This is a genomic window from Runella sp. (genome assembly GCF_965279615.1).
Lineage (GTDB): Bacteria > Bacteroidota > Bacteroidia > Cytophagales > Spirosomataceae > Runella.
Genome location: NZ_OZ257252.1, coordinates 430,980 through 454,363 on the forward strand (window position 1 = coordinate 430,980; position 23,384 = coordinate 454,363).

The window sequence follows — 23,384 nt, forward strand, 5'->3', positions numbered from 1 at the left end:
TATCCAAATAAAAACGGTGTAACACCAAACTCTAACAACCATCATGAAGCTTGCTAAATTTTTACCTTTTGTATGCGTCGTTGTGTGGGCGGCGGGTTGCAATACTAATCGTCGGATTTTTGTAGAGCACGACTACAGCTACGAAACCAATTTCAAGGCTTACAGTACTTACGCTTTTTTGGAATGTGAGCGCGATACCGGTAACGTATGTACAGAAGTGTATAATGCTATCCACCGACAAATGCAGGCTCGCGGCTATCGCCTCAGTACCAGTAAGCCAACCCTTCTGGTCAATTACGGAATTTTCTACGATAACTTACGGTACCAAGGCTATATGCAGCCGGTCATCAAAAACTGGGTAGACACCGAAGATGATTCGTTCAAATACGAACCTATTCGTTATTCATTGGACAAAGGAACGATCATCATTTCGCTCATTGACGCCGATACCGATCAGGTAGTTTGGAGAGGCTATGCCGCCGGAATTTTCAAAAACCCCAACGCTGCCAACAGCTACTATCGAAACGTAGTACGGTCTATTTTTGACCAATACCCGCTCTTTGCTTCCGGCTATGATCCTCGCGGCGGCGGTCCTCAGGAAAGCGGAAGATAACACCTATACGCAATTATCCCTTATTCATTCCTATAAAAAGTCCGTTAGCTAATCGTTAACGGACTTTTGTCTTATAATATCCTAAAATAGAGACAGTGTTGACGGCTTAATTAAGTGTTTGATAGGGTATTTTGAATAAACGGCCGGATGGTCGGTCGGGTTGTGAGCAACCCTCCACACTTCTCGTGAAAAGGGTTGCTCACAACCCGACCAATCGTTAACGCTATGATTTTTCGGTAAAATCCGACGCTTAATTAAACAGATCTTCGATACGCTCAAGCATCAAGATCGCTGATTGTGGGACAATAACGTACTTTTCATCATTGTAGATGACATCAATGGCGTTGCGTTGGAGATAAATGGCTACGTCACCTTCCTGCGCCTGGAGTGGCATGTATTTGACTTTCTCTTCCGTTTCTTTCCATGATTCATCTTCTACGGGAGAAGGAATGGGAAATCCGGGACCTACTTTGATGACATAACCACTCTGTACTTGTTCTTTTTCGGTAACGGTAGGAGGAAGATAAAGACCCGTTGGAGTTTGGTCTACCGGGTTTTTGGGCTTGATCAGGACGCGATCGCCTACTACTATGAGGCGTTTAAGCTTATTGTCGGGGGTTACTTCTAACATGTTTTAACTGATTACTGATGATAAACCATTGGATTGGGTTTGCCATTTCCTAACACAAACTATGTAAAAAAAGTTGAGAGGAGTCACAAAATCACTTTTCGACGAAAGGGAGGTTGACTAAGCACGTAGGCGGCGCTTTCATCGCCCAGTTCAACGGCTTTGGAAAGGTCTTTTTCCGCTTGTGATAATTGATGTAATTTCAAACGGGCAAGAGCGCGCCAACGCAGGGAATCGGGCTCTTCACCGCGCGAGAACCACACGGCTTTATCAAACGATAAAAAGGCCGTTTCGTACTCTTTTAATTGATAATGAGCGACTCCTTTCTGTAAATGCACGTCTGAGAGCGTATTATCAAAACTGAGCGCCTGCGCAAAATCATAAAGAGCAGAATATAGATTTAGGTCTTTGAGATTGCATTTACCTCGGTAAGCATAAGCAATGGGCGATTTTCGGTATTCCTTAATTTTTTGATCAAAATAAGCGTAGGCTTCGGTGTAGTTGTGATTGTTGAAAAGCTCGATTCCTTCGGCCAACCGCTTACGCTCTTTATCGGTAGGCGTATCGTGATCGGTAAGATAATACCGAAGAATAAAATAAGGGATCAGCAAAAAGATCAACAAAAACGTTTCCACGATAGCTATGCGGTGTCAGTTCTATTCAAAGATACTATTCTATAACGTTTTGACCAATACTTTGGTTATAGGTTTCGACGATTTTTGTGATTTTAGGCAGATTTTGTGGTAATTTGGGCCGTCATACTTTTGTAATAACATTTACAGTCCGGAAATCATGAGTACTGCTATATCAACCATTGCCCGCCAAACCGATTTCTATCAATTGGATGATCTGCTGACCGAAGAACACAAAATGGTTCGGGATGCGGTTCAGCAAATGATGAACCGCGATGTGCGGCCTATCATTGAAGAATACGCGCAACGGGCAGAATTCCCGGCGCATTTGATCAAAAAATTTGCCGAAATAGGGGTCTTTGGCCCAACGTTACCGGTCGAATACGGTGGCGGCGGCCTTGATTATATTTCATATGGTCTTATGACGCAGGAAATTGAACGCTGTGATTCGGGAATGCGCTCTACGGTATCGGTGCAAAGCTCGTTAGTCATGTGGCCAATTTATGCGTACGGCTCTGAAGAACAACGTATGAAATACTTGCCGAAACTGGCATCGGGCGAAATGATCGGCTGTTTTGGCCTGACCGAACCCAACCACGGCTCTAATCCTGCCGGCATGTTGACTTCTTTTAAAGATGCCGGCGATCATGTAGTATTGAATGGTTCAAAGTTGTGGATCACGAATTCTCCCGTGGCAGATATTGCGGTAGTTTGGGCTAAAAATGAGCAGGGACGTATTCAGGGATTGGTGGTAGAACGAGGAATGGAAGGATTTACAACGCCTGAAATTCATAATAAATGGTCGCTTCGGGCGAGTGTGACAGGAGAGTTGGTTTTTGATAATGTAAAAGTGCCCAAAGCGAATATATTGCCCAATGTTGAAGGCCTGCGCGGCCCGTTGGGCTGCCTTGATAATGCCCGTTATGGCATTGCCTGGGGAGCCATCGGCGCAGCGATAGATTGCTACGAAACGGCCCTTCGGTATGCCTTAGAACGCGAACAGTTTGGCAAGCCCATTGCCGGGTTTCAGTTACAACAGAAAAAATTATCTGAAATGCTGACCGAAATTACCAAAGCGCAATTGTTGGCGTGGCGGTTGGGTACACTTAAAAATGACGGCAAAGCTACAACGGCTCAGATCTCGATGGCCAAACGAAATAATGTAGACATGGCACTCCACATTGCCCGCGAATCCCGACAAATGCTCGGTGGAATGGGCATTACGGGGGATTATCCCATCATGCGCCACATGATGAACTTGGAGTCAGTCATTACTTACGAAGGAACGCACGATATCCATTTGCTGATCTTAGGGCATGAAATTACGGGCCTTCAGGCGTTTAAATAATTGTTAAACTTCCGATAACTATTTGTTAATTAAGCATTTTAGGCAAATATTTGCTATTAAAACACACCATAATGCGTTGGAATAACAAGTATTTGCCGTTTTTAGGGCTACTCATCGTTTATGTAATTGGAGCCATTCGCATTGATATCATGGATATTGATGCGGCACAGTACGCTTCCATTGGCCGTGAAATGGCCGATAACAACCAATTTTTGGAAGTACAATTCCGAGGCAAGGATTATTATCTCGACAAACCTCCTTTGCTTTTTTGGTTGTCGGCCTTGGTTTTTAAGGTTTTAGGTATTTCAAATTTTGCATATCGCCTGATTCCCATTCTCTCTGCTTTGCTGGGAATATATGCTGTTTATCGTTTTTGCAAGCTGTATTATTCTGAACGGGTTGCTTATACTTCTGCTTTGATCGTGGGCAGTTGTCAGGCGTTTTTTCTGATGAATCATGATGTTCGGTGCGATACATTACTGACCAACTGCGTCATGGTTTCTATTTGGCAATTGGCCGAATACGTAAAAAAACGGGATTGGAAACCCTTCGTGATCAGCTTTGTATTTACAGGGTTGGCAATGTTGGCCAAAGGCCCGATCAGTCTGATCGTGATCGGTTCGGCGTTTTTTGTTGATTTTGCTTTAAAGCGTCAATGGAACCGGATTTTTGATTGGCGATGGCTGCTCGGTATTCCCATCATTGGGTTGGTGGTGTTGCCCTATTGCATTGGCCTTTATCGTCAATATGGCTCAGAAGGCCTGTATTTTTATTTTTGGGAACAAAGCTTTGGTCGCATTACGGGTGAAAGCGATTGGGATAACAGCCCGGGGGTGTTTTTTCAATCGCACAATTTCCTTTGGAGCTTTCTCCCTTGGGTTTTGGCTTTTATTCCTGCCTTATTTACGCGGGTACGTGACATCATTAAAGCTCGGTTTTTGATTCCCTTAACGGACGAGGGAGTATCCGTTGGAGGATTTTTGTTGCCGTTTATAGCCCTTTCTACGGCTCAATATCAATTGCCGCATTATACATTTGTCGTGTTTCCGTTGGCTGCGGTATTGGCGGGGCGCTTTTTGGATCAACTCATTGACCAACAGGATACGAAGGTTTTTCGATGGGTACGTATCGGGTTGATCGTTACTTCCTGTGTGATGGCGACGGCGATCGTTATCCTTTGTACATGGGCTTTTCCGTTGGAAAATATTCTTTTGCTGATCGTAACGGCCTTAGTCGCAGTGTTGATCGTGCGATTATATAATCGCAAACGTCCTGCTTTTTCTCAATTGGTTTTTGCTCCTTTCCTGACGGCGGTCGGGGCAAACCTTCTCTTAAATGCACATGTGTATCCTACGCTGTTGACGTATCAGGCCGGATCAGTGATGGGGAGGAAAGTAGCTTACGAACAAAAATCAAATGTAAATTCCTTTTATATATATGAGGTAGCGCCCGCTACTCAGTACAATATTTTTCACAGTGCATTAGATTATTATACCGAACGAACCACACCCGTTTTGCGCTCTATTCCTGAGTTAAAATCGAAATTAGTACCGAATACTACACTTATTTATACCGACGAAAAAGGGTTGGATTCGCTCAAAACAGCGGGTCTTTCCTTTAAAACGTTGCATATTACCCAAAATTTTCACGTAACAGGTCTAACCTTACCCTTCCTGAATCCGGCTTTACGTGCCACCGAAACTCGTCCTCGCTATTTGCTGCAAGCTGAGTAAGGGATTTGAGTATTTTGTTAATTGGCTTATAATCAGATAATTGTTTTTTGATTGTAAACCAATTAATTTTTTCTCCTTTGGGAGCGGATTAAAAATACATTAACTATTTTAGGTTGTTTGTCAGAAGAAAAAAGCTTTCTAATTTTGCGGCGGCTTTTGCCTGATTCGTGTCCGGGTACTTCTCGGGGCGTTTCATTTTCTAACAGACACCAATTACATGTTCAAGGATTTTACAGGCTCCCTTTCAGGGTTGAGCCTTTATGCGGTTACATTCCGACGAATAGCCGTCGTGATGTTCATTTTTACGCTTACCCGTCTTCTTTTCTTTTGGTACAATCACAGCTATTATTCAGATGTTCGGTCGTCGGAATTATTCACCATGCTTTTGGGGGGATTGCGATTTGATACGACTGCGGTACTGTATACCAATCTGCTCTATTTATTTCTATACATTTTACCGTTTTCTTTTCGGTATAACCTGCGTTTTCAGACGTTTCAGAAGTGGCAATACATGTTGCTCAATTCTATTGCAATACTGGCAAATTGCATGGATACGGTTTATTTTCAGTTTGTAAAAAGGCGAATGTCGTTTACGATACTTACTGAATTCAGGAGTGAAGTAAAGGTCGGTACAATTTTGCTGGGAGGATTTCTGAATTTCTGGCATATCACGCTTGTTTTGATCACGTTGATTGCATCGTTGTATTTTACGTACGGTAAGCCCATTCCCAAACCTCTAAGATCTACCAAACCTGCCGCTTCTTTTGGTATACAACTGACGTTGATGCTGCTCATTTCAGGGCTGATCGTAGCAGGTCTTCGCGGTGGTTTTACAGAAAGTACGCGGCCGATTACGTTGAGTAATGCGGGCGAATATTGCAAAAAGCCGCTTGAAATGGCGATTGTGTTGAATACACCCTTTTCGATCTATAAAACCATCGAAACCAATGACCTTGAAGAAGTACACCAATTTAAGGATCAGGCAGAGCTTGAAAAGCTTTTTAATCCCATTCATCAACCTGATACATCGAAGGCATTTCAGCCGCTCAATGTGGTGCTGATCGTACTGGAAAGCTTTAGTTATGAATACGTTGGCATTTATAATAAAGAGTTAGACGGTGGGAAATACCGTGGCTATACGCCTTTTTTAGATTCTCTGATCGGAGAAAGCAAGACCTTTTGGTATAGTTTTGCCAATGGCGAAAAATCAATAGATGCATTGCCCTCGGCTACGACGAGTCTGCCTTACATCAAAGAACCGTATGTAACGTTTCCGTATGCAGCTTCCAATACCCTCAACAGCATGGCAAGTCTGTTGAAACCTGAAGGCTATCAAACGGCCTTTTTTCACGGTGCGCCGAACGGCTCGATGGGTTTTTGGGCTTTCCTGCGACAGGTAGGTTACGATCAATACTTTGGCAAAAATGAATACAATAACGACGCTGATTTTGACGGCGTTTGGGGAATCTGGGATGAGCCTTTTTTGCAGTTTATGGCTAAAAAGATCAATACCATGAAACCGCCGTTTATTACAACGTGCTTTACGCTCTCTTCCCACGATCCCAATAAGGTACCCGCCCAATACGAAGGCAAATTTCCGAAAGGAACGGTGGCTGTGCATCAGTGCATTGGGTATTCTGACATGGCACTGCGGAAGTTTTTTCAAACGGCTTCGCAAATGCCGTGGTTCAAAAATACGTTGTTTGTCCTCACCGCCGATCATACAAATCAGGCCCATTTCCCTGAATACATGACCGATGCCGGAATTTATCGCATTCCCATTATTTTCTATCAGCCCGGGTCGGCGTTGAAGGGGATGGACAAAGATCGTATGATGCAACAGATCGACATCATGCCTACGGTGCTGAATTACCTGCATTATCCCAAGCCCTATGTGGCGTTCGGCAAGGATGCCTTTGACGCGTCGGGGGAGGACTGGGCGTTTAATTACAATAACGGCACCTATCAATACTTCAATCGTAATTATTTGTTGCAATACCGTGACGGTAAAACGGTTGGTATGTTTGATTTTAAGAAAGATGTAATGCTTAAACAAAATTTGATGGGTAAACTCCCCGCCGTTCAGCACGAACTCGAAAACCGGTTGTTGGCATTTCTACAGCAATATACTCATCGGGTTATTCACGATGAAATGACAATTTCCAAATTACATTAGGGTCTTTTTTGTTTTTAATGTACTGAAAAACAAGTAATTATGTGTTTTATTGGAAAATAATTCAAAAAACGCTTGACTCTTACCTTACGTCATGCCTTACTTTTGAAACGTCAACAAAAAAGGCGTTACAATGAAACAGTATTCGGTCAGGCAATTGGCAAAAATGGCAGGGGTAAGTGTGCGCACGCTTCACCTGTATGACCAAGTTGGACTGCTGAAACCATCCGTTCGTACCGAGGCTAAGTATCGAATGTATGGTGAAAAGGAGTTATTCCGATTGCAGCAAATTCTCTTCTATAAAGAACTGGATTTTTCATTACAAGCCATAAAGAGCATTCTGGATAAACCTGATTTTGACTTAGTTCAAGCGCTTGAAAGTCATAAGACAGAACTGCAAAACAGACAAAGCCGCATTGCCGATCTTTTGTTGACCATTGACAAAACCATGTTAAAACTAAAAGGTGAGATCATGTTAACACACGAAGAACTATACGAAGGCTTTCCGAATGAAAAAGCGGAAGCGTATCGAAAAGAAGCCATTGCGGCGTATGGCAAAGAACCGGTGGAAAAATCGGAAAATCACTTGCGGGCGGCAGGAAAAAAGGGATTTGAAACGTTGAAAGCAGAGCAACAGGAAATTACACAAACTTTGCTTTCTTTAATGAAGGAAGACCCAAAGAGTGTACGCGTTCAGGAACAAATAGCGTGCCATTACGCCAATATTCGTCAATTTTGGGGAACGGCAGGAACCGCTGACCCACAGGCAGAAGCTTACAGCGGTTTGGGAGAATTGTACGTAAATGACGAACGATTTACGACAATTGACGGAAAACCCAATCCTGACTATGCGCATTTTATGCGTGATGCAATGCGATTTTTCGCAGAAACCCATCTGACATAAGCACAAAAACAGCCTCAATGACAGAGGCTGTTTTCTTTTTCATCTTATAAAAACCCCTTGATTCAAAGCATCTTGGAGCCAATAAGGATTCATCATTGCAAGGTCTTGCGGCAATTGATCCGTTTTGAAAAATTGAAGTTCCAGCGTTTCATCCTTTGAATAATTTGGACTGATCGGTGCAGTTAACCGAACTTCAAAATACGTCGTAACGTACTGGACCGACCTATCGGGATAATGATAGGTTTGCGAAGCAGGGGAAGAATAGATGCCGATCAGGCGCTTGATGTGCGCTTCGGTATTGGTTTCTTCTCTGATTTCCCGAAGGATGGCGTTTTCGACCGTTTCCCCAAATTCTACATGGCCCGAGATCACACCCCATTGCCCCACATCTCGGCGGCGTTGAAGCAAAATCTCTCCGTTTTCGTTAAAAATAGCGGCCGCCACGGCGGGAAATAACGTTGTTGGTTTGTCCATCTTTAAGGAATAGAGTGCTGATTGTTATGGCAAACCTTATAGGTCTGTTTGACGATGATAAACAGACCTATAAGATTTATGTTATTTCATTTGAGTTTACGACTCATACTTCTTAAAGATTGAAGTAGCAACGTGGCCGCCGAATCCAAAAGTATTACTCATGGCATAATTAACGGTCTTTTTCTGCGCTTTTCCTAACGTCAACTCAAATTTATCAGCGAAATTGGGTTCTACTTCGTTGGTGTTGATGGTCGGCGGAATGATGTTTTCCTGCGTGGCTTTGATACAGGCTATTGCCTCAATGGCGCCGGCTGCTCCGAGTAAATGCCCCGTCATGGATTTGGTGGCGCTGATGTTCAGGTTGGGGTTTGTACCAAATACCCGTTCAATGGCGATCAACTCACTGTTATCGCCCAAATGCGTTGAGGTAGCGTGCGTATTGATGTAATCAATGGCCGATGCGTCAATGCCTGCATCTGACAAGGCTTCCAGCATGCCCAAATAAGCCCCTTCTCCTTCGGGATGAGTTCCTGTCAGGTGATATGCATCTGCCGCCATTCCTCCGCCAACAACCTCCCCGAAAATGGGGGCATTGCGTTGCAGGGCACTTTCCAAACTTTCCAAAATGAGCGCTCCTGCACCTTCGCCCATCACAAAACCATCTCTTTTGACGTCAAAAGGTCGCGAAGCAATTTGGGGTGTATCGTTTTGAGTAGAAAGTGCTTTGGAAGCGTTGAATCCACCAATGCCGCTTTCAACAATGGGCGCTTCGGAGCCACCCGTAATGATCATGTCGGCTTTGCCCCATTTAATGTAATTGAAAGCATCAATGATGGCAGTATTGGAAGTGGCACAGGCTGAAACAGTCGTAAAATTGACGCCTCGGAGGCCGTATTTGATGGAAATGACGCCTGAGGCAATGTCAACGATCATTTTAGGGATGAAAAAAGGGTTGAATCGGGGTGTGCCATCGCCTTTGGCAAATTCCAGCACTTGTTCCTGAAACGTTCCGATGCCGCCGTTTCCACTTCCCCAAATAACACCGATGCGATTTCGATTGAGTTGTTCGAAGTCTATATTGGCATTTTTTACCGCTTCCCGCACCGCGATCAGCGCGTATTGCGTGTATAGATCGTAGCGCCGGGCTTCGCTTTTTTCGATGTGTTGCAACGGATCAAAATTCTTTAATTCGCATGCAAAACGAGTTTTAAACTTAGATGCGTCAAATTTGGTGATAGGCGCAGCACCGCTTACACCGTTGATGAGCGATGTCCAAAAGTCCTGAACATTATTGCCGATGGGCGTCAAAGCACCCATTCCGGTTACTACTACTCTTTTCATTAGATTAATCTGATTGGATGTAAAGATTGACAATAGCGAACCATATAAGAAATATAAGTTAATATAAGGTGTTGTTATTCAGACTTATATGTCCTTATATGGTTTAGAAATACACATACCGTTTACAAGTCGACGATTTAAAAAAAAAGCTATAATTTATTGACAAGGGCTTGAATGCGAGGCCCGATAAAGAGAATGGCCGGGATGGCCACCAGATAACCGATGCCCCATGATCGAAGCCATATTTTTAAGAAAGCCGGCGAAAAACCTATGTTGACCGCAATGAGGGTAAAGGAGACAATGCCTGTTGTGATGGAGCCCATGATCAAGGCAAAAGCGATTTTTTGTTTTACTTCAGTTTTCATTTTTTGTGCAAGAGATCAGCGAGAATGGTTGATTTAATGATTTCAAAATCGTTGGGATTGTCGGTCAACCGCGTTAACTGTACGGAAGCCAGCATATTAGTAATGACCATCAGCGCTTTAGTACGGGCCAAACCCTCAAAAGTAAAAACCTTTTTTGTGCGGCCTTCTTCCAGAATTTCAGTCACCCATTCCAGGATCAGTTTTGTAAGTATTTTCAGTTCCGACTTCATTTCTTCCTCAACCGTTAGAAGGTCAGTAGCTAAAGAACCCACAATGCAGACTTTGTTTTCGGCTTTGACTTTGGTATAAATAGACAGAAAACTTTCCAGTTTTTTGAGTGGAGGTTGATCTTTTTGAGCCGCTCTTAGGGCCGTTACCCGTTCGATGTGAGTTCTGACGATAGCAATTCCCAAATCCGTCTTGGTTGGGAAATGATAATGAACGGACGCTGTTTTGATGCCGATGGATTTAGAAATGTCGTTGAAACTAAAGGCATTATACCCCTTATCACGGATGAGCGTGTCGGCAAGTTGGAGGATGGATTCTCGGGTGCTCATGGAGTATCTTTGATAAAAATCTTACCTATTAGTAGGTAGGTAAAATGTAAACTGAAATTTGCATAAAAAAATTCAGTCTCAGTTGCAGAACATTAGATTTCCTTAAAATTCATAATTTTACCGCCGGTCTCCTCCGGCTTTGATATTTTCTTTTTTTAACCTCAATTTATCTAATACAATGAGTCCAACTAAAAAAATACAATTCAGTGCTGTCATTGAAAAATACGGTGATATGGATGCCGGGTTTGTGGCGTTTCCTTACAGTGTTCAGGAAGTTTTCGGTGTAAAAGGGCAGGTTAAAATAAAAGCATTAATGGATGGAAGGGTCGAATACCGAGGAAGTTTGGCCAAAATGAATACAGATTGTCATTTGTTGGGCATGACAAAAGCAATCCGACAACAATTGGGAAAATCTTTTGGTGATACAGTCGACGTTGAATTGGTGCAGGATACCGAAGCGAGAGTAGTGGAATTGCCGACGGACGTGGCAGAATTATTTGAAAAGCACCCTGTGGCACGAAGTTTTTACGAAACATTATCATACACCAACCGGAAGGAATACATTTATTGGATCGAGTCAGCCAAAAAAGAAGAAACACGAGCCAAGCGACTTGTCTTGATGATTGATAAGCTCACAAATAGAAAAAAACTCGTAGATCCCTGAGTGTATTTCATGTAACAACCATGAAAACAAATCATTTAACATTCGTATTGATCACCTTTATGTTAGGTGCATGCAATACACCAAGCAACCGGGATTCAGCGAAGGAAATTTCCACGAATGAAGTGAAAGATATGACTTCAAGCTGTTATGTTTATGCCAATGACAAAGATACCGTTCAAATGAGCCTGTTGCAGCTCGGCACTAAGGTTAGCGGAAATTTAACGTACAAGCTGTATGAAAAAGACAGCAACAAAGGGACTATTGAAGGGGAAATAAGCGGCGATACCCTGTTGGCCAATTATACGTTTAAGTCAGAGGGAATCACCTCATTGCGTCAAGTGGCATTTCTGAAAAAAGGAGATGATTGGGTTGAAGGAATAGGAGATGTGGAAGGAATTAATGGAAACGTGAACTTTAAAAACCCTCATGTGTTAAATTTTAATAATACCTTAATCCTAAAAAAGGCAACTTGCGGAAAATAAAGATGACCTATTTACTTAGCACGCGTCAAAAGAAAAATAGTTGTTTCAAGTACCTGTAGCCACAATTATCAGGAAAGGGTATCGTTTCAATTCAAAAATTTTAAAGATCTTATGGTTCGTTTTTGGGGACTTGTACTTATTTTGTCAGGATTGGCAGCCACTACAGCCACTGCACAGGATGATGATTATGACCGCTTTTCGCTCAACATTGCGGGGGGCAAAAGCCTTTCCGTTCGACAGTTAGCCACAAAAGTATTCGGGGAAACGCGCGGCGAACTGGCCGATGATGGAATTGGAGCGCAGATCATTGCAGCTTATTACCCAACCCGCCGATTAGGGTTGGCAGCCCGTTTGTCCTATAACCAAAACCGAACCAGAGAAGAAGGAATTAAATTGATCGCTTCGGGCAATTACGGAGTGGTTAATCCAGTGGTAGAATCGTCGGAAGATTGGAATGCGTTAAGCGCCATGATCGGGCCATCTCTGCGATTGGGAGGGAGAAGATTAGGATTAGAGGGAAGGGTTTTGTTTGGCTACGCCAGCGTGAACAGCCCTACGTTTGTGACAACGGGTAGCTACCAAAATTATGCCATTCGGGTACAGACCAAAACGCAAAACGCCCGCGATTGGGCTTACGGAGCAGGCGCAACCCTTAATTTAGGCCTCATTGGCGGCCTGTCACTGGTGGTCAATGCCGACGCTACGCTGATCAGTACGACGTTTAAAAACGTGAATAATCAGATCACGACACCCGCATTCCCTGCTGTAAATCAGTTGGTTGATATTGAACAACACGTAGGTGTTCTCAATGTGACCGGAGGGCTGCGATTTGCTTTCTGATTTTTAAATCTTTTTTGTTCTACATTTGTTATATATAGGCGCCGATGAGAGAAACTCCCTCGTCGGCCTTTTGTTGTTTACTCATCTTTGCTTCCGTTCCTGTATGGAATGAGCTTTTGACGATTATTTAAATGCTTTCAACTCAAGATTTTCTTAAATTATATTCGGAGGACAGCCTCGTCCAATTGATCATTAATCAGATATCGGGTCAACAGCCTCATATTCAGGTGAAAGGACTGGCGGGAAGTCTGGATGCCGTATTGCCTGCTGTGGTGTACCAACATCTGCCTCGGTTGTGTCTGTTGGTAGCCAATGACCGCGAAGAAGCTTCTTACTTTCAAAATGACCTGCAAAACCTGCTGGGCAGAGAGGTGTTATATTATCCGACTTCCTATAAACGACCCTATCATTACGAAGAAATTGAAAATGCCAACGTATTGATGCGGGCCGAGATTCTGAATAAACTCAACGTAACCGCGCCGCAAGACTTAATGATTGTGACATATCCGGAAGCGTTGTTTGAAAAAGTAATTAATAAACGCTCCTTGCTGTCCAATACGTTTTCGGTCAAGGTTGGAGAACGTTTGGATGCGCAGTTCTTACGGGAGTTTTTGTTAGGATACGATTTTGAGATTACGGATTTTGTGTATGAAGCCGGGCAGTTTTCCGTGCGCGGGGGTATCATTGACGTTTTCTCATATGCCAGTGAGTATCCTTATCGGATCGAACTATTTGGGGATGAAGTGGAAAGCATTCGTTCTTTTAATCCTGAAACGCAGCTTTCAGTGGAAACCGCCAATCAAGTTAATATTATCCCGGATATTCAGAATAAACTCACGCTCGAAACGCGCGAGTCATTTCTTAACTTTCTGCCTACCAATGCGTTGTTGTGGTTTAAGGATGTGGAACTGACTCTGGAAGTGATCGAAGAGTGTTTCGAAAAAGCAGAGCAGGCACTTACAAGTATCAAAGGTGGTGATATTCAGTTGGTGGCGGATCCCAACGAGATATTTGAAACAAGACGCGGTTTTCTGAATCAGATCAAAACGTTTAAAACGATAGAATTCGGGAAACGATTCTACTTTAAAGATACCGTTTCAAAAGGGGACGATGAAGGAACAAAACCGTCCGGTCAACGTCCTGAATCGCGGGTAATATATTCTTCCAAACCTCAGCCTTCTTTCAACAAAGATTATAAACGGTTGATCGACGATCTGTCGGAGCGACAGCATCAGGGATTTACCAACGTGATAGCGGCCGAATCGCCCAAACAACTGGAGCGTCTGGAGAAAATTTTCGAAGAATTGGACCCTTATGTGCGGTTTCGCCCCATGAATGTTTCTTTGCGGGAAGGGTTCATTGACGAGCAGTTGAAAATCGTTTGTTATACCGACCACCAAATATTCGCCCGTTTTCACAAATACCACGTTAAAGAGAAATTCAGTAAGTCGAAAGCGCTTACCCTTAAAGAGTTAAAGTCATTAAAGTCAGGCGACTATGTTACGCACGTTGACTACGGGATCGGACGCTTTGCGGGTTTGGAAAAAGTAGATGTGGGAGGTAAGGAGCAGGAAGCCATTCGCCTCATTTACCGCGACAATGACATTCTGTTTGTGAGTATTCACAGTTTGCACAAAATCGCCAAGTACACGGGCAAAGAAGGAGGCACCATTACCATGAGCAAGTTGGGCTCGCAGGAGTGGGAAAATAAAAAGTCAAAAGTAAAACGCCAACTCAAAGACATTGCGCAGGAACTGATCGCCTTATACGCCAAACGTCGTTCGGCCAATGGATTTGCCTTTTCCCGTGATACGTATTTGCAAATAGAGTTAGAATCGTCGTTTTTGTACGAAGATACACCCGATCAGGCCAAATCGACGGCGGATGTCAAGGAAGACATGGAAAAGCCGCACCCAATGGACCGCTTGGTGTGTGGTGATGTTGGATTTGGAAAAACAGAAGTGGCAATTCGGGCCGCTTTTAAGGCCGTTACGGACAGCAAGCAAGTGGCTGTGTTGGTGCCAACAACGATTTTGGCCATGCAGCACTACAAAACGTTCAGCGAACGCTTGGCCGATTTTCCGGCGAGGGTTGAATACATCAACCGTTTCAAATCGGATAAGCAAATCAAAGAAATTCTGAAAGATGTGGAAGCGGGCAAGATCGATATTTTGATCGGCACGCACCGAATTGTTAATAAAGACATCAAATTCAAGGATCTGGGGCTGTTGGTGATTGATGAAGAACAAAAATTTGGGGTAAAGGTCAAAGACCGTCTGAAAGAGCTGCGCGTTAATATTGATGTGTTGACCCTGACCGCTACGCCGATTCCGCGTACGTTGCACTTCTCCCTCATGGGCGCACGTGATCTTTCGGTGATCGGTACGCCACCGCCTAACCGTCAGCCGGTTACGACCGAAGTACACGTCTTTAATGAAGTGTTTATTCGGGATGCTGTCAGCTACGAACTGAATCGAGGAGGACAAGTATTTTTCGTCCATAACCGTGTGAATGATATTGACACCATCGGCAATATTATCATGAGATTGGTGCCCGAAGCCCGCATTGGTGTGGCACACGGCCAAATGGAAGGCGATAAGCTGGAGAAAGCCATGATGAAGTTCATTGAAGGCGAGTACGATGTACTGGTGAGTACCAATATCATTGAATCGGGTATTGATATTCCCAACGCCAACACCATTATTATTAATTCTGCGCATTATTTTGGAATGTCCGATCTGCACCAAATGCGTGGTCGGGTAGGGCGGAGCAACCGTAAAGCTTTCTGTTATTTATTGACTCCCCAAATTTCGCATTTGACATCCGATGCACGTAAGCGTTTGCAGACGTTGGAAGAGTTTTCTGAATTGGGCGATGGTTTCAAAGTGGCCATGCGTGATCTGGACATTCGCGGGGCCGGAAACCTGTTGGGGGCTGAGCAAAGCGGTTTTGTCAATGACCTTGGCTATGAGATGTATCACAAGATTTTGGATGAAGCGGTGCAGGAATTAAAGCAAACGACATTTAAGGATCTGTTTGATCTTGGAGAGATTGCAGAGCTGGTCAGAACCGATTGTCAGATCGAAACAGACCTTGCCATTTTGATTCCTGATTATTACGTGAAAAATATTTCCGAACGTTTGTCGTTATATACTCGTCTGGACAACATCAGTAGTGAAGCTGAGTTAAGTGCGTTTGGTGATGAGGTTACAGACCGCTTCGGCCCGCTCCCTGAGGAAGTGAAAGGGTTGGTAGAGATGGTACGAATCAGGTGGATGGCCGAAGCGCTTTTTATGGAAAAATTGACCCTCAAAAATAATACTTTCAAAGGGTACTTCCTTACAACGGGCAATGACGCCTTTTTTCAATCCGACAAATTCGGCCATATCATTGCTCATATTCAACGAAATCCGCGTCGTTTTGCCCTAAAAGACCTCAAAAACAGGCTTTTAGTTACGTGCTCCGATGTAAAGAGCGTTGCAGAAATGCGCGGTGTTTTGGAAGAATTGACGATTGGCTAAAATTGAAAAAGGCTTTCCTTCAGTAAAAAAAATACCAAAACGAATCCCCTGACATCCGCCCGGACTGTCAGGGGATTTTTGTTTTAGAGACCTTTACGGAGCTGCTTTTTTCCTCCGGAATTTAGCTTTATCATTAAATTAATACAGAGCAGGTTAGAGCTGTTCATCAAAGATTATGGCTAAGTATGGCAACATATTTTCTTAAATTAATTTGTACTTAGTCTAAATAATATAGATGTTTGCATTGATTTTTAATAAAAAGCCAAAAACGATGTTAACAAACACTCTGCGTTTTCGCCTTCCGGCAGCTATGATCCTTGTAGCCGGACTTGCCGCCTGTAACAACGAAGATGAGGCAACTCCACAACTTCGCAAGACCATTGACTATACAGCCCTTAGTACTGCCACTTCTTACAGCTCATTGTTTGTGGATGAGACGGGTAAAACAACCGTAGACCTGACCAACGGAAATAACCGTTATAAAATGTTTCAGGCGATGAATACATACATCAGTTCGTCGATCAGCGGCAATAAGCAAATTGACGCAACGGTATTGAAAAACATGTACGGAAATACGGGAAATGCATTTGCTGACAGCACAAAATTAAATACTTCGGGTGTTCAACTTCGTAACGTGACAGCTTCTTCCCTGGCTTCAGCCGACGCTGAGAAAGTAAGAACTCAGATTGAAACATACTTTACAACGGTAGCAGAAGCCAGTAAATCGGTTACTGCCACGGGTGCCAAAGGAAAAGCAGGTAAAGTAGGTACTTATTTAGTGGATGAAAAAGGGATGGAGCCTATCCAACTTATTCAAAAATCACTGATCGGTGCATTGCAATACGATTATATCGGCAATGTATTGTTGACCAAAGGATTGGATGCTGATAACTCAAAAGTGGTTGCGGGCAAAAATTATACGCAGCTTGAGCAAAATTGGGACGAAGCTTACGGTTTGTTGACCTTGAATCCTGTTTATTTGAAAGGGTCAACCGATGCAACCAGAGGAACAACTGAATTTGCCTTAGGGTCTTATGTTTGGGAATATAACAAAGCAGCGTATGCGCAGATCTATCCTGCTTTCCTGAAAGGACGTGCTGCCATTGTGAACAACGATAAAGTTGAACTGAAAAAGCAGGCTGATTTTATCAAAGCAGAAATAGAGAAAGCCATCGCCGGTGCGGCATTGGGTTATTTAGGTAAATATACTTCCGGTACTACTGATGCCGTACGGATTCACGCGATGGGCGAAGGACTTGGTTTTGTGTACTCATTGCGTTTCGCTACCGTTAACGGTGGAGATGCCGCTTTTTCAGATAACCTGCTGAAAGGCTTGGTGTTAGATTCACCCAACGGGTTCTGGGATCTGACCCCTACTAAAATTACCACCGCTTCAGACGCGATAAAAGCAAAATTTAAATTGTAATTTTGTTTTTATTTAGACTGTTTTAAGTGAGGAGGGTTGATAACAATTCGTTGTTAACGGCCCTCCGATCTCAGTTAGAAAGAAGATAGCAAGTATAATGATAACATTCAATCAGGTAAAAGTAAAATTCGGTATTTTGTGTCTCATCGGAGCGATGACATGGGCGTGTGGTGGCAATGATTCAACCGCTGACCCCGAACCGGACCCCGTGACAAAAGACCGTCAAGCCCTTCTGACGAATTTGGCCGACAATATTATCGTGCCTGCTTATGCAAATTTCAAAACGAAATTGGACGTAATGCTGGCCAAATCGCAGGCATTTTCTACGAAACCAGACGCCGGAACTCTGGCCGAATTTCGTCAGGCGTGGGCCGATGCGTATGTTGAGTGGCAAAAAGTAGAATTGTTTGATGTTGGCCCCGCCAATAAAGTGGCGATGCGCAACTATTTTAACATTTATCCGGTGAGTGTGTCAGGCATCAACGAATACATTGCCGATCCAACGATCAATTTGGAAGTAACGGCTTCGTTTGATAAACAGGGCTTTCCGGCGCTGGACTATTTATTGAACGGCGTAGGCACCACGGACGCTCAGATCGTGGCGTATTATACCGCGCCTACCGAAGGGCCGAAACGTTTGGCTTACATCAAACGCATTACTGATCACATGAATGCGTTGATCACCAAAGTAACAGGTGATTGGAAAGATACGTATCGTACTGAATTTACTACCAAGACAGGCCTGGACATCGGGTCACCAATGGGGCAGTTAGTAAATGGCTATGTTCTTTATTATGAGCGATTTATTCGTTCCGGTAAATTTGGAATTCCTTCAGGAGCCATGCTTAACGGTGTAGCGGCTGCCGAGAAAGTGGAAGGATTTTATAAAAAAGATCTTTCTAAGCAATTGGCTCAAGCGGCTCATCAGGCAGCTGTTGATTTCTTCAATGGGAAAGGGGTAACTACCGGAAAGGAAGGCCCAAGTTTTAAAACCTATCTGACTGCCCTGGGCGCTAAAGACAGCAGCACGGGTATGTCATTGGCGGATATCATTAATAAACAGTTTGATGCGGCTAACCAAAAGATCAGTGTTTTAAAGCCGAACTTGTATGAAGAAGTAAAAACCAACAATGCCGCAATGGTGGCGGTATATACAGAAATGCAAAAGGCCGTTCGAATGCTGAAAGTGGATATGACGTCGGCCATGAGCATTGTTATTACGTATACCGATAACGACGGCGATTAGGTCACCTTCTATTTTCATGAAGGATTATTTCAAGCGCACAACTTCCGCTGCCCCTTTGGCAGGATTCAGAATAGCATTTGGATTGATGCTATTTGGAGGAATTGTACGCTTTTGGAGCAACGGATGGATAGAAACGCTTTACATTCAGCCGCGTTTCTATTTTCCTTTTTATGGCTTTGAATTCATCCGGCCGTTGGGCGAATATACCTATCTGATGTTTGCAGTGTGCGGACTTTCGGCGCTTTCAGTAGCGTTCGGGCTGTTTTATCGAGTGACAAGCACCCTTCTTTTTTTTAGTTTTACATACATCGAACTGATTGACAAAAGCACCTACCTCAATCACTATTATTTCACGAGCATTGTTTGCCTTTTGCTGATTTTTCTTCCTGCTCACAGGTATTTTTCCATTGATGCTTATCGGCGTCCTTCATTATTGGCCGGTACCATTCCGCTTTGGTGTTTGGATGCGCTGAAACTTTTTGTGGGGATGTTGTACTTTTTTGCCGGATTGGCCAAACTAAACAGTGATTGGCTGTTGCACGCCCAACCTTTGCGGATTTGGCTACCTGCTAAAAATGACCTTCCTCTCATTGGATTTTTATTTAATTATTCATGGATTCCGCTGGTATTCAGTTGGTTTGGCTGCCTGTATGACCTAAGCATTCCTTTTTTATTGTGGCAACGCAAAACGCGTCCGGTTGCCTACGCAGGGGTCGTTATTTTTCACGGTTTAACGGCCATTTTATTTCCCATTGGCATGTTCCCCTACATTATGATGGTGACGGCGTTGATTTTTTTCTCAGCCGAATTTCATGAGAAAATTATTTATAAACTCGGACGCTTGTTGTCGTTGCCAAACCGATTTCTACAACCTGCAAAAACGTTTGTATATCAGCCGGTTGTGAATAAATCACTGCTCACCGGATTTATTATTTTCTTTCTCATTCAACTCCTGTTGCCGTTTCGGTATTTACTTTATCCGGGCGAATTATTTTGGACGGAAGAAGGGTACCGTTTTTCGTGGCGGGTGATGTTGATGGAAAAAGCGGGCTATGCGCAGTTTACGGTAGTAGACGATCAGGGGAATCGGACGATCGTTAATAATAGTGCCTTTTTGACGCCTTTACAGGAAAAAATGATGTCTACGCAGCCTGATATGCTGTTACAATATGCTCATCTATTGCGGGATGAGTACGCTAAAAGAGGATTTCACGAGCCTCAGGTATACGTAGATTCGTACGTGGCGCTCAATGGCCGTTTGGGGAAACCCTTGGTGCCTCCCACCACTGATTTGGCCAAAGAGCAGGATTCTTTTAAACATAAAACCTGGATCACTTCATTTGATGATACAATTACGGGCCTATAGCATAGTGATATGCTTACTTATTTCAACAAAGGTCGTTGCTCAATTCCAACTTTCGGGTAGGTTGTTGGCGCGGCACGACAGTGTGGCTATCAACGGATGCAGCGTTTATCTGACCAACGGAAAACGGACGTCCATTACCGACGAAAACGGCGTTTTTTCGTTCAATACGTTAGCACCCGGAACTTATGAATTACAGACGAACTGTACGGATTTCAAAGCCGCAAAAGTGACCGTTTCAATCGCAAATCAGAACCAATTCATCACGATTTTATTGGCAGGACGCAATGAGACATTGAATGAGGTGATCGTCACCGAAAAGCAAACCGATTTTGGTTTTACACGGATGCGGAGCGTGGAAAGCATGGGTATCTATGAAGGGAAAAAGTCGGAAGTGATTATTCCGGAGCAACTGGTCGCTAATCTTTCCACTAATAATGCCCGCCAGATCTATGCTCGGGTAGCCGGACTGAATATTTGGGAAAACGAAGGCGCGGGACTGCAACTCAGCATCGGCGGTCGGGGCTTAGACCCCAATCGCAGTTCAAATTTCAACGTGCGTCAAAATGGCTACGACATCAGCGCCGATGCGTTGGGGTATCCGGAAAGTTATTATACGCCACCTATTGAAGGGGTTGGACGCATTCAGGTGGTGCGCGGCGCGGCATCGCTTCAATACGGGACGCAGTTTGGCGGCTTGCTTAATTTTGTCATGAAAAAACCCGTGGCTGACCGTAAATTGGAAGTAACGGCGCGTCAAACTGTTGGTTCTTTTGGGTTTTACAATGCCTTCACGAGCGCAAGCGGGACAGTCGGCAAAGTAAGTTATTATACCTTTTTTCAGTACAAACAGGGCAATGGCTGGCGACCCAATTCTCATTTTAACAACTATACGTTGTATTCTGACGTCGATTATAAACTGTCGGACAAATCGACGGTTGGGGTGGATATTACGCACATGAGTTACCTGGCGCAACAGCCCGGCGGTTTGACCGATCAAATGTTTCGTGACGATCCCCGCCAAAGCAATCGTGAGCGTAACTGGTTTAAGGTGAAATGGAACATGGCAGCGGTACATTTTGACCATAAGTTTAATGCTAAAAATGAGTTCAATCTGCGACTCTTCGGATTATCGGCGTATCGTTATTCGTTGGGCTTTCGTCCCAACCGCGTAGCGAGCGTAGATGATAACAGCGAGCGCGACCTGATCACGGGCGATTTTACCAACCGGGGCGCTGAAGCGCGGTTTTTGAAACGTTATTTTTTAGGCAAAAAACAGGGTATTTTGTTGGTGGGAAGTCGTTTTTATCATGGTTTCAACCACAGTATTCAGGGGTTAGGCAGCAAAGGGAAAGAGGCGGATTTCGTCTTTTCGGACGACCCGCAAACCATTGCGTCCGATTATCGTTTTCCCAATCGCAACGTCTCGGTATTTATAGAGAATATCTTTTATTTGAACGATAAACTTTCCATCACGCCGGGGCTTCGTTATGAATACATTTATACCACAGCGAAAGGATTCTACGGTACCATTCAACGAGATCTGGCGGGAAATATCATCACTTCTACACGCACCAACGAAACCCGTACCAACGGGCGGCAGTTTGTGCTGGGCGGGGTAGGAGTAAGCTACAAGCCTGTAAATCAGTTGGATGTATACGCCAATATATCTCAAAATTACCGTTCCATTACCTTCAGTGACATGCGCATCACGAACCCTTCTTCGGTGATCGACCCTAATTTGCAGGATGAAAAAGGGTACTCGGTTGACTTGGGAGTGCGAAGCGCGCAAACGACGCTGTATAACTTTGACATAAGCGGTTTTTATTTGAATTACAACAATCGCATCGGAGAAGTACAGTTTTATGATGAAAGCCAGCGTGTTTTACGGCGCCGTGGAAACATTGGCCAGGCGGTTATTTTTGGGCTGGAATCATATGCGGAAGGCGATCTGCTGCACTTACTTCATCCTCAAAATACCAACCTCAGCGGGGTAGTGTTTGCCAATGTCGCCGTTATTCATTCGACCTACAAAGCCAGCGAGATAACGGCTGTAGTGGGAAAACAAGTGGAATTTGTTCCCAAGCTAAACGTTAAAAGTGGGCTGCGTTTAGGCTATAAAAAGCTGAAAGCCTCCTACCAATTTACCTATCTTTCGGATCAGTTTACGGAAGCAACCAATGCGCGCGACGGCGGTGTTTCGGCGGTAGTGGGGCTTATTCCGGCGTATTCTATCATGGATGTCAGTCTTTCGTATGCCTTTCGTAAATTTCGTATTGAGAGCACTGTCAATAACTTAGCCAACAAAGCCTATTTCACTCGGCGAGCTACGGGGTATCCGGGCCCGGGAATCCTGCCTTCCGACGGACGAAGTTTCTACCTGACATTGCAGGCGAAGTTTTAAAAATAGGAAAAGCCCCGATTCCACAACGTTAAGTATAGGAAAGGGGCTTTTATTGTAATTGCTTTTCAGCTTATCCCGGATATTTCTCCAGAATTTTATTTACTTCTTTCGGAAGCCGCTCAGTAATGTTGGCAGGACTTGTGATGGCGTTTTCGATAGAGCCTCGCCATACCAATTTTTTCGAACGGGCATCGACCATGTCAACTACCAATGTTCCGTCCTGATAGGTTTCGGTTCTTGTACGCCCCCATCCCCAATAGCCGGGAGACCACCCGCGCCACCCCCAACGCCCCCAACCCATATAAGGGCCATAAAATGGCGCAGGATCGGTAACAGTTCTGGTTTTTTGCTGTACAAAAAAGTGATATCCTACCAACAGATCAGGATTGTCTTCGTTTTTCTGCAATCCCTTTTCCAACAATGTATTATCAACAACGGCTTCTACATTTTGAGTGGCAATATCGTTGTAATACAATGGATTTCGTCCGGCTTTCACGTCCGGCTCCATAAACGCGTACGACTTATATTTAGCCAAATTGGCACTCGAACGGTTGACTTTTACGGTAGTGCAACTCGCAAAAGCGATGGCCAGTGCGGTTACAAATGCTATTGTTTTCATGGCTTACTATTGTTTTAATCTATGCTGAAATAGGTACCAATAGTATGCCGG

At 44.0% G+C, this 23,384-nt stretch carries 20 protein-coding genes; 13 read left to right on the forward strand and 7 right to left on the reverse strand.

What is annotated here, in order from left to right; all coding sequences use genetic code 11:
- The first annotated feature begins 43 nt into the window (after nucleotides 1-43).
- Nucleotides 44-613, forward strand: a complete 570-nt coding sequence (locus tag ACQY73_RS01870; RefSeq protein WP_013930139.1) for a DUF4136 domain-containing protein — start codon at nucleotides 44-46, stop codon at nucleotides 611-613.
- Nucleotides 614-863: 250 nt separating this feature from the next.
- On the opposite strand, the gene ACQY73_RS01875 is transcribed toward ACQY73_RS01870, so the two are convergent.
- Both ACQY73_RS01875 and ACQY73_RS01880 read right to left on the reverse strand, forming a co-directional pair.
- Nucleotides 864-1,244 (reverse strand): co-chaperone GroES, encoded by a 381-nt coding sequence (locus ACQY73_RS01875; RefSeq protein ID WP_428660662.1) that lies wholly within the window; start codon nucleotides 1,242-1,244, stop codon nucleotides 864-866.
- Nucleotides 1,245-1,327: 83 nt separating this feature from the next.
- Nucleotides 1,328-1,876 carry a tetratricopeptide repeat protein gene (locus ACQY73_RS01880; protein ID WP_428660665.1) on the reverse strand — a complete coding sequence of 183 codons (549 nt, stop codon included), beginning with the start codon at nucleotides 1,874-1,876 and terminating at the stop codon, nucleotides 1,328-1,330.
- A gap of 157 nt (nucleotides 1,877-2,033) precedes the next feature.
- Between ACQY73_RS01880 and ACQY73_RS01885 the strand changes: the two genes are divergently transcribed.
- From ACQY73_RS01885 to ACQY73_RS01900, 4 genes are all read left to right on the forward strand, one after another.
- A complete protein-coding gene (locus tag ACQY73_RS01885; RefSeq protein ID WP_428660668.1) occupies nucleotides 2,034-3,221 on the forward strand; it encodes an acyl-CoA dehydrogenase family protein in 1,188 nt (395 codons plus the stop codon).
- Nucleotides 3,222-3,292: 71 nt separating this feature from the next.
- Nucleotides 3,293-4,954, forward strand: a complete 1,662-nt coding sequence (locus ACQY73_RS01890; protein WP_428660671.1) for an ArnT family glycosyltransferase — start codon at nucleotides 3,293-3,295, stop codon at nucleotides 4,952-4,954.
- Between the two features lie 217 nt (nucleotides 4,955-5,171).
- Nucleotides 5,172-7,130: an LTA synthase family protein gene (locus ACQY73_RS01895; RefSeq protein WP_428660674.1), complete on the forward strand. Its 1,959-nt coding sequence runs from the start codon at nucleotides 5,172-5,174 to the stop codon at nucleotides 7,128-7,130.
- A 130-nt stretch (nucleotides 7,131-7,260) separates the two neighbouring features.
- Complete coding sequence (locus ACQY73_RS01900; RefSeq protein WP_428660677.1) at nucleotides 7,261-8,031, forward strand: MerR family transcriptional regulator; 771 nt, start codon at nucleotides 7,261-7,263, stop codon at nucleotides 8,029-8,031.
- 39 nt (nucleotides 8,032-8,070) lie between these two features.
- Here the strand turns inward: ACQY73_RS01900 and ACQY73_RS01905 are convergent, their stop codons facing one another.
- The 4 genes from ACQY73_RS01905 to ACQY73_RS01920 all read right to left on the reverse strand — a co-directional run bounded on the left by ACQY73_RS01905 (nucleotide 8,071) and on the right by ACQY73_RS01920 (nucleotide 10,768).
- On the reverse strand, nucleotides 8,071-8,505 hold the full coding sequence (locus tag ACQY73_RS01905; protein ID WP_428660680.1) for an NUDIX domain-containing protein: 435 nt from the start codon (nucleotides 8,503-8,505) through the stop codon (nucleotides 8,071-8,073).
- Between the two features lie 96 nt (nucleotides 8,506-8,601).
- Entirely contained in the window at nucleotides 8,602-9,846 is a 1,245-nt protein-coding gene (gene fabF, locus ACQY73_RS01910) for a beta-ketoacyl-ACP synthase II (protein WP_428660683.1), read from the reverse strand.
- 149 nt (nucleotides 9,847-9,995) lie between these two features.
- Nucleotides 9,996-10,211, reverse strand: a complete 216-nt coding sequence (locus ACQY73_RS01915) for a DUF2798 domain-containing protein (RefSeq protein WP_428660686.1) — start codon at nucleotides 10,209-10,211, stop codon at nucleotides 9,996-9,998.
- Nucleotides 10,208-10,768, reverse strand: a complete 561-nt coding sequence (locus tag ACQY73_RS01920; RefSeq protein WP_428660689.1) for a TetR/AcrR family transcriptional regulator — start codon at nucleotides 10,766-10,768, stop codon at nucleotides 10,208-10,210. Before ACQY73_RS01920 ends, ACQY73_RS01915 begins: the two co-directional genes overlap by 4 nt.
- Nucleotides 10,769-10,946: 178 nt before the next feature.
- On the opposite strand from ACQY73_RS01920, the gene ACQY73_RS01925 reads away from it, so the two are divergent.
- The 8 genes from ACQY73_RS01925 to ACQY73_RS01960 all read left to right on the forward strand — a co-directional run bounded on the left by ACQY73_RS01925 (nucleotide 10,947) and on the right by ACQY73_RS01960 (nucleotide 22,714).
- The gene (locus ACQY73_RS01925) at nucleotides 10,947-11,432 is read left to right on the forward strand and encodes a YdeI/OmpD-associated family protein (protein ID WP_428660691.1); all 486 of its coding nucleotides are present in this window, start codon (nucleotides 10,947-10,949) and stop codon (nucleotides 11,430-11,432) included.
- Nucleotides 11,433-11,452: 20 nt separating this feature from the next.
- On the forward strand, nucleotides 11,453-11,914 hold the full coding sequence (locus ACQY73_RS01930; protein ID WP_428660693.1) for a hypothetical protein: 462 nt from the start codon (nucleotides 11,453-11,455) through the stop codon (nucleotides 11,912-11,914).
- Between the two features lie 111 nt (nucleotides 11,915-12,025).
- The gene (locus ACQY73_RS01935; RefSeq protein ID WP_428660696.1) at nucleotides 12,026-12,754 is read left to right on the forward strand and encodes a hypothetical protein; all 729 of its coding nucleotides are present in this window, start codon (nucleotides 12,026-12,028) and stop codon (nucleotides 12,752-12,754) included.
- 131 nt (nucleotides 12,755-12,885) lie between these two features.
- On the forward strand, nucleotides 12,886-16,275 hold the full coding sequence (gene mfd, locus ACQY73_RS01940) for a transcription-repair coupling factor (protein WP_428660699.1): 3,390 nt from the start codon (nucleotides 12,886-12,888) through the stop codon (nucleotides 16,273-16,275).
- 271 nt (nucleotides 16,276-16,546) lie between these two features.
- Entirely contained in the window at nucleotides 16,547-17,701 is a 1,155-nt protein-coding gene (locus tag ACQY73_RS01945) for a DUF4856 domain-containing protein (RefSeq protein WP_428660701.1), read from the forward strand.
- Between the two features lie 97 nt (nucleotides 17,702-17,798).
- Complete coding sequence (locus ACQY73_RS01950; RefSeq protein ID WP_428660704.1) at nucleotides 17,799-18,947, forward strand: imelysin family protein; 1,149 nt, start codon at nucleotides 17,799-17,801, stop codon at nucleotides 18,945-18,947.
- A 16-nt stretch (nucleotides 18,948-18,963) separates the two neighbouring features.
- Nucleotides 18,964-20,313 carry an HTTM domain-containing protein gene (locus ACQY73_RS01955; protein WP_428660707.1) on the forward strand — a complete coding sequence of 450 codons (1,350 nt, stop codon included), beginning with the start codon at nucleotides 18,964-18,966 and terminating at the stop codon, nucleotides 20,311-20,313.
- On the forward strand, nucleotides 20,291-22,714 hold the full coding sequence (locus ACQY73_RS01960; protein ID WP_428660710.1) for a TonB-dependent receptor domain-containing protein: 2,424 nt from the start codon (nucleotides 20,291-20,293) through the stop codon (nucleotides 22,712-22,714). The genes ACQY73_RS01955 and ACQY73_RS01960 overlap by 23 nt, the downstream gene beginning before the upstream one ends.
- A 70-nt stretch (nucleotides 22,715-22,784) precedes the next feature.
- On the opposite strand, the gene ACQY73_RS01965 is transcribed toward ACQY73_RS01960, so the two are convergent.
- Nucleotides 22,785-23,333: a DUF4136 domain-containing protein gene (locus tag ACQY73_RS01965; protein WP_428660712.1), complete on the reverse strand. Its 549-nt coding sequence runs from the start codon at nucleotides 23,331-23,333 to the stop codon at nucleotides 22,785-22,787.
- Nucleotides 23,334-23,384: the final 51 nt, after the last annotated feature.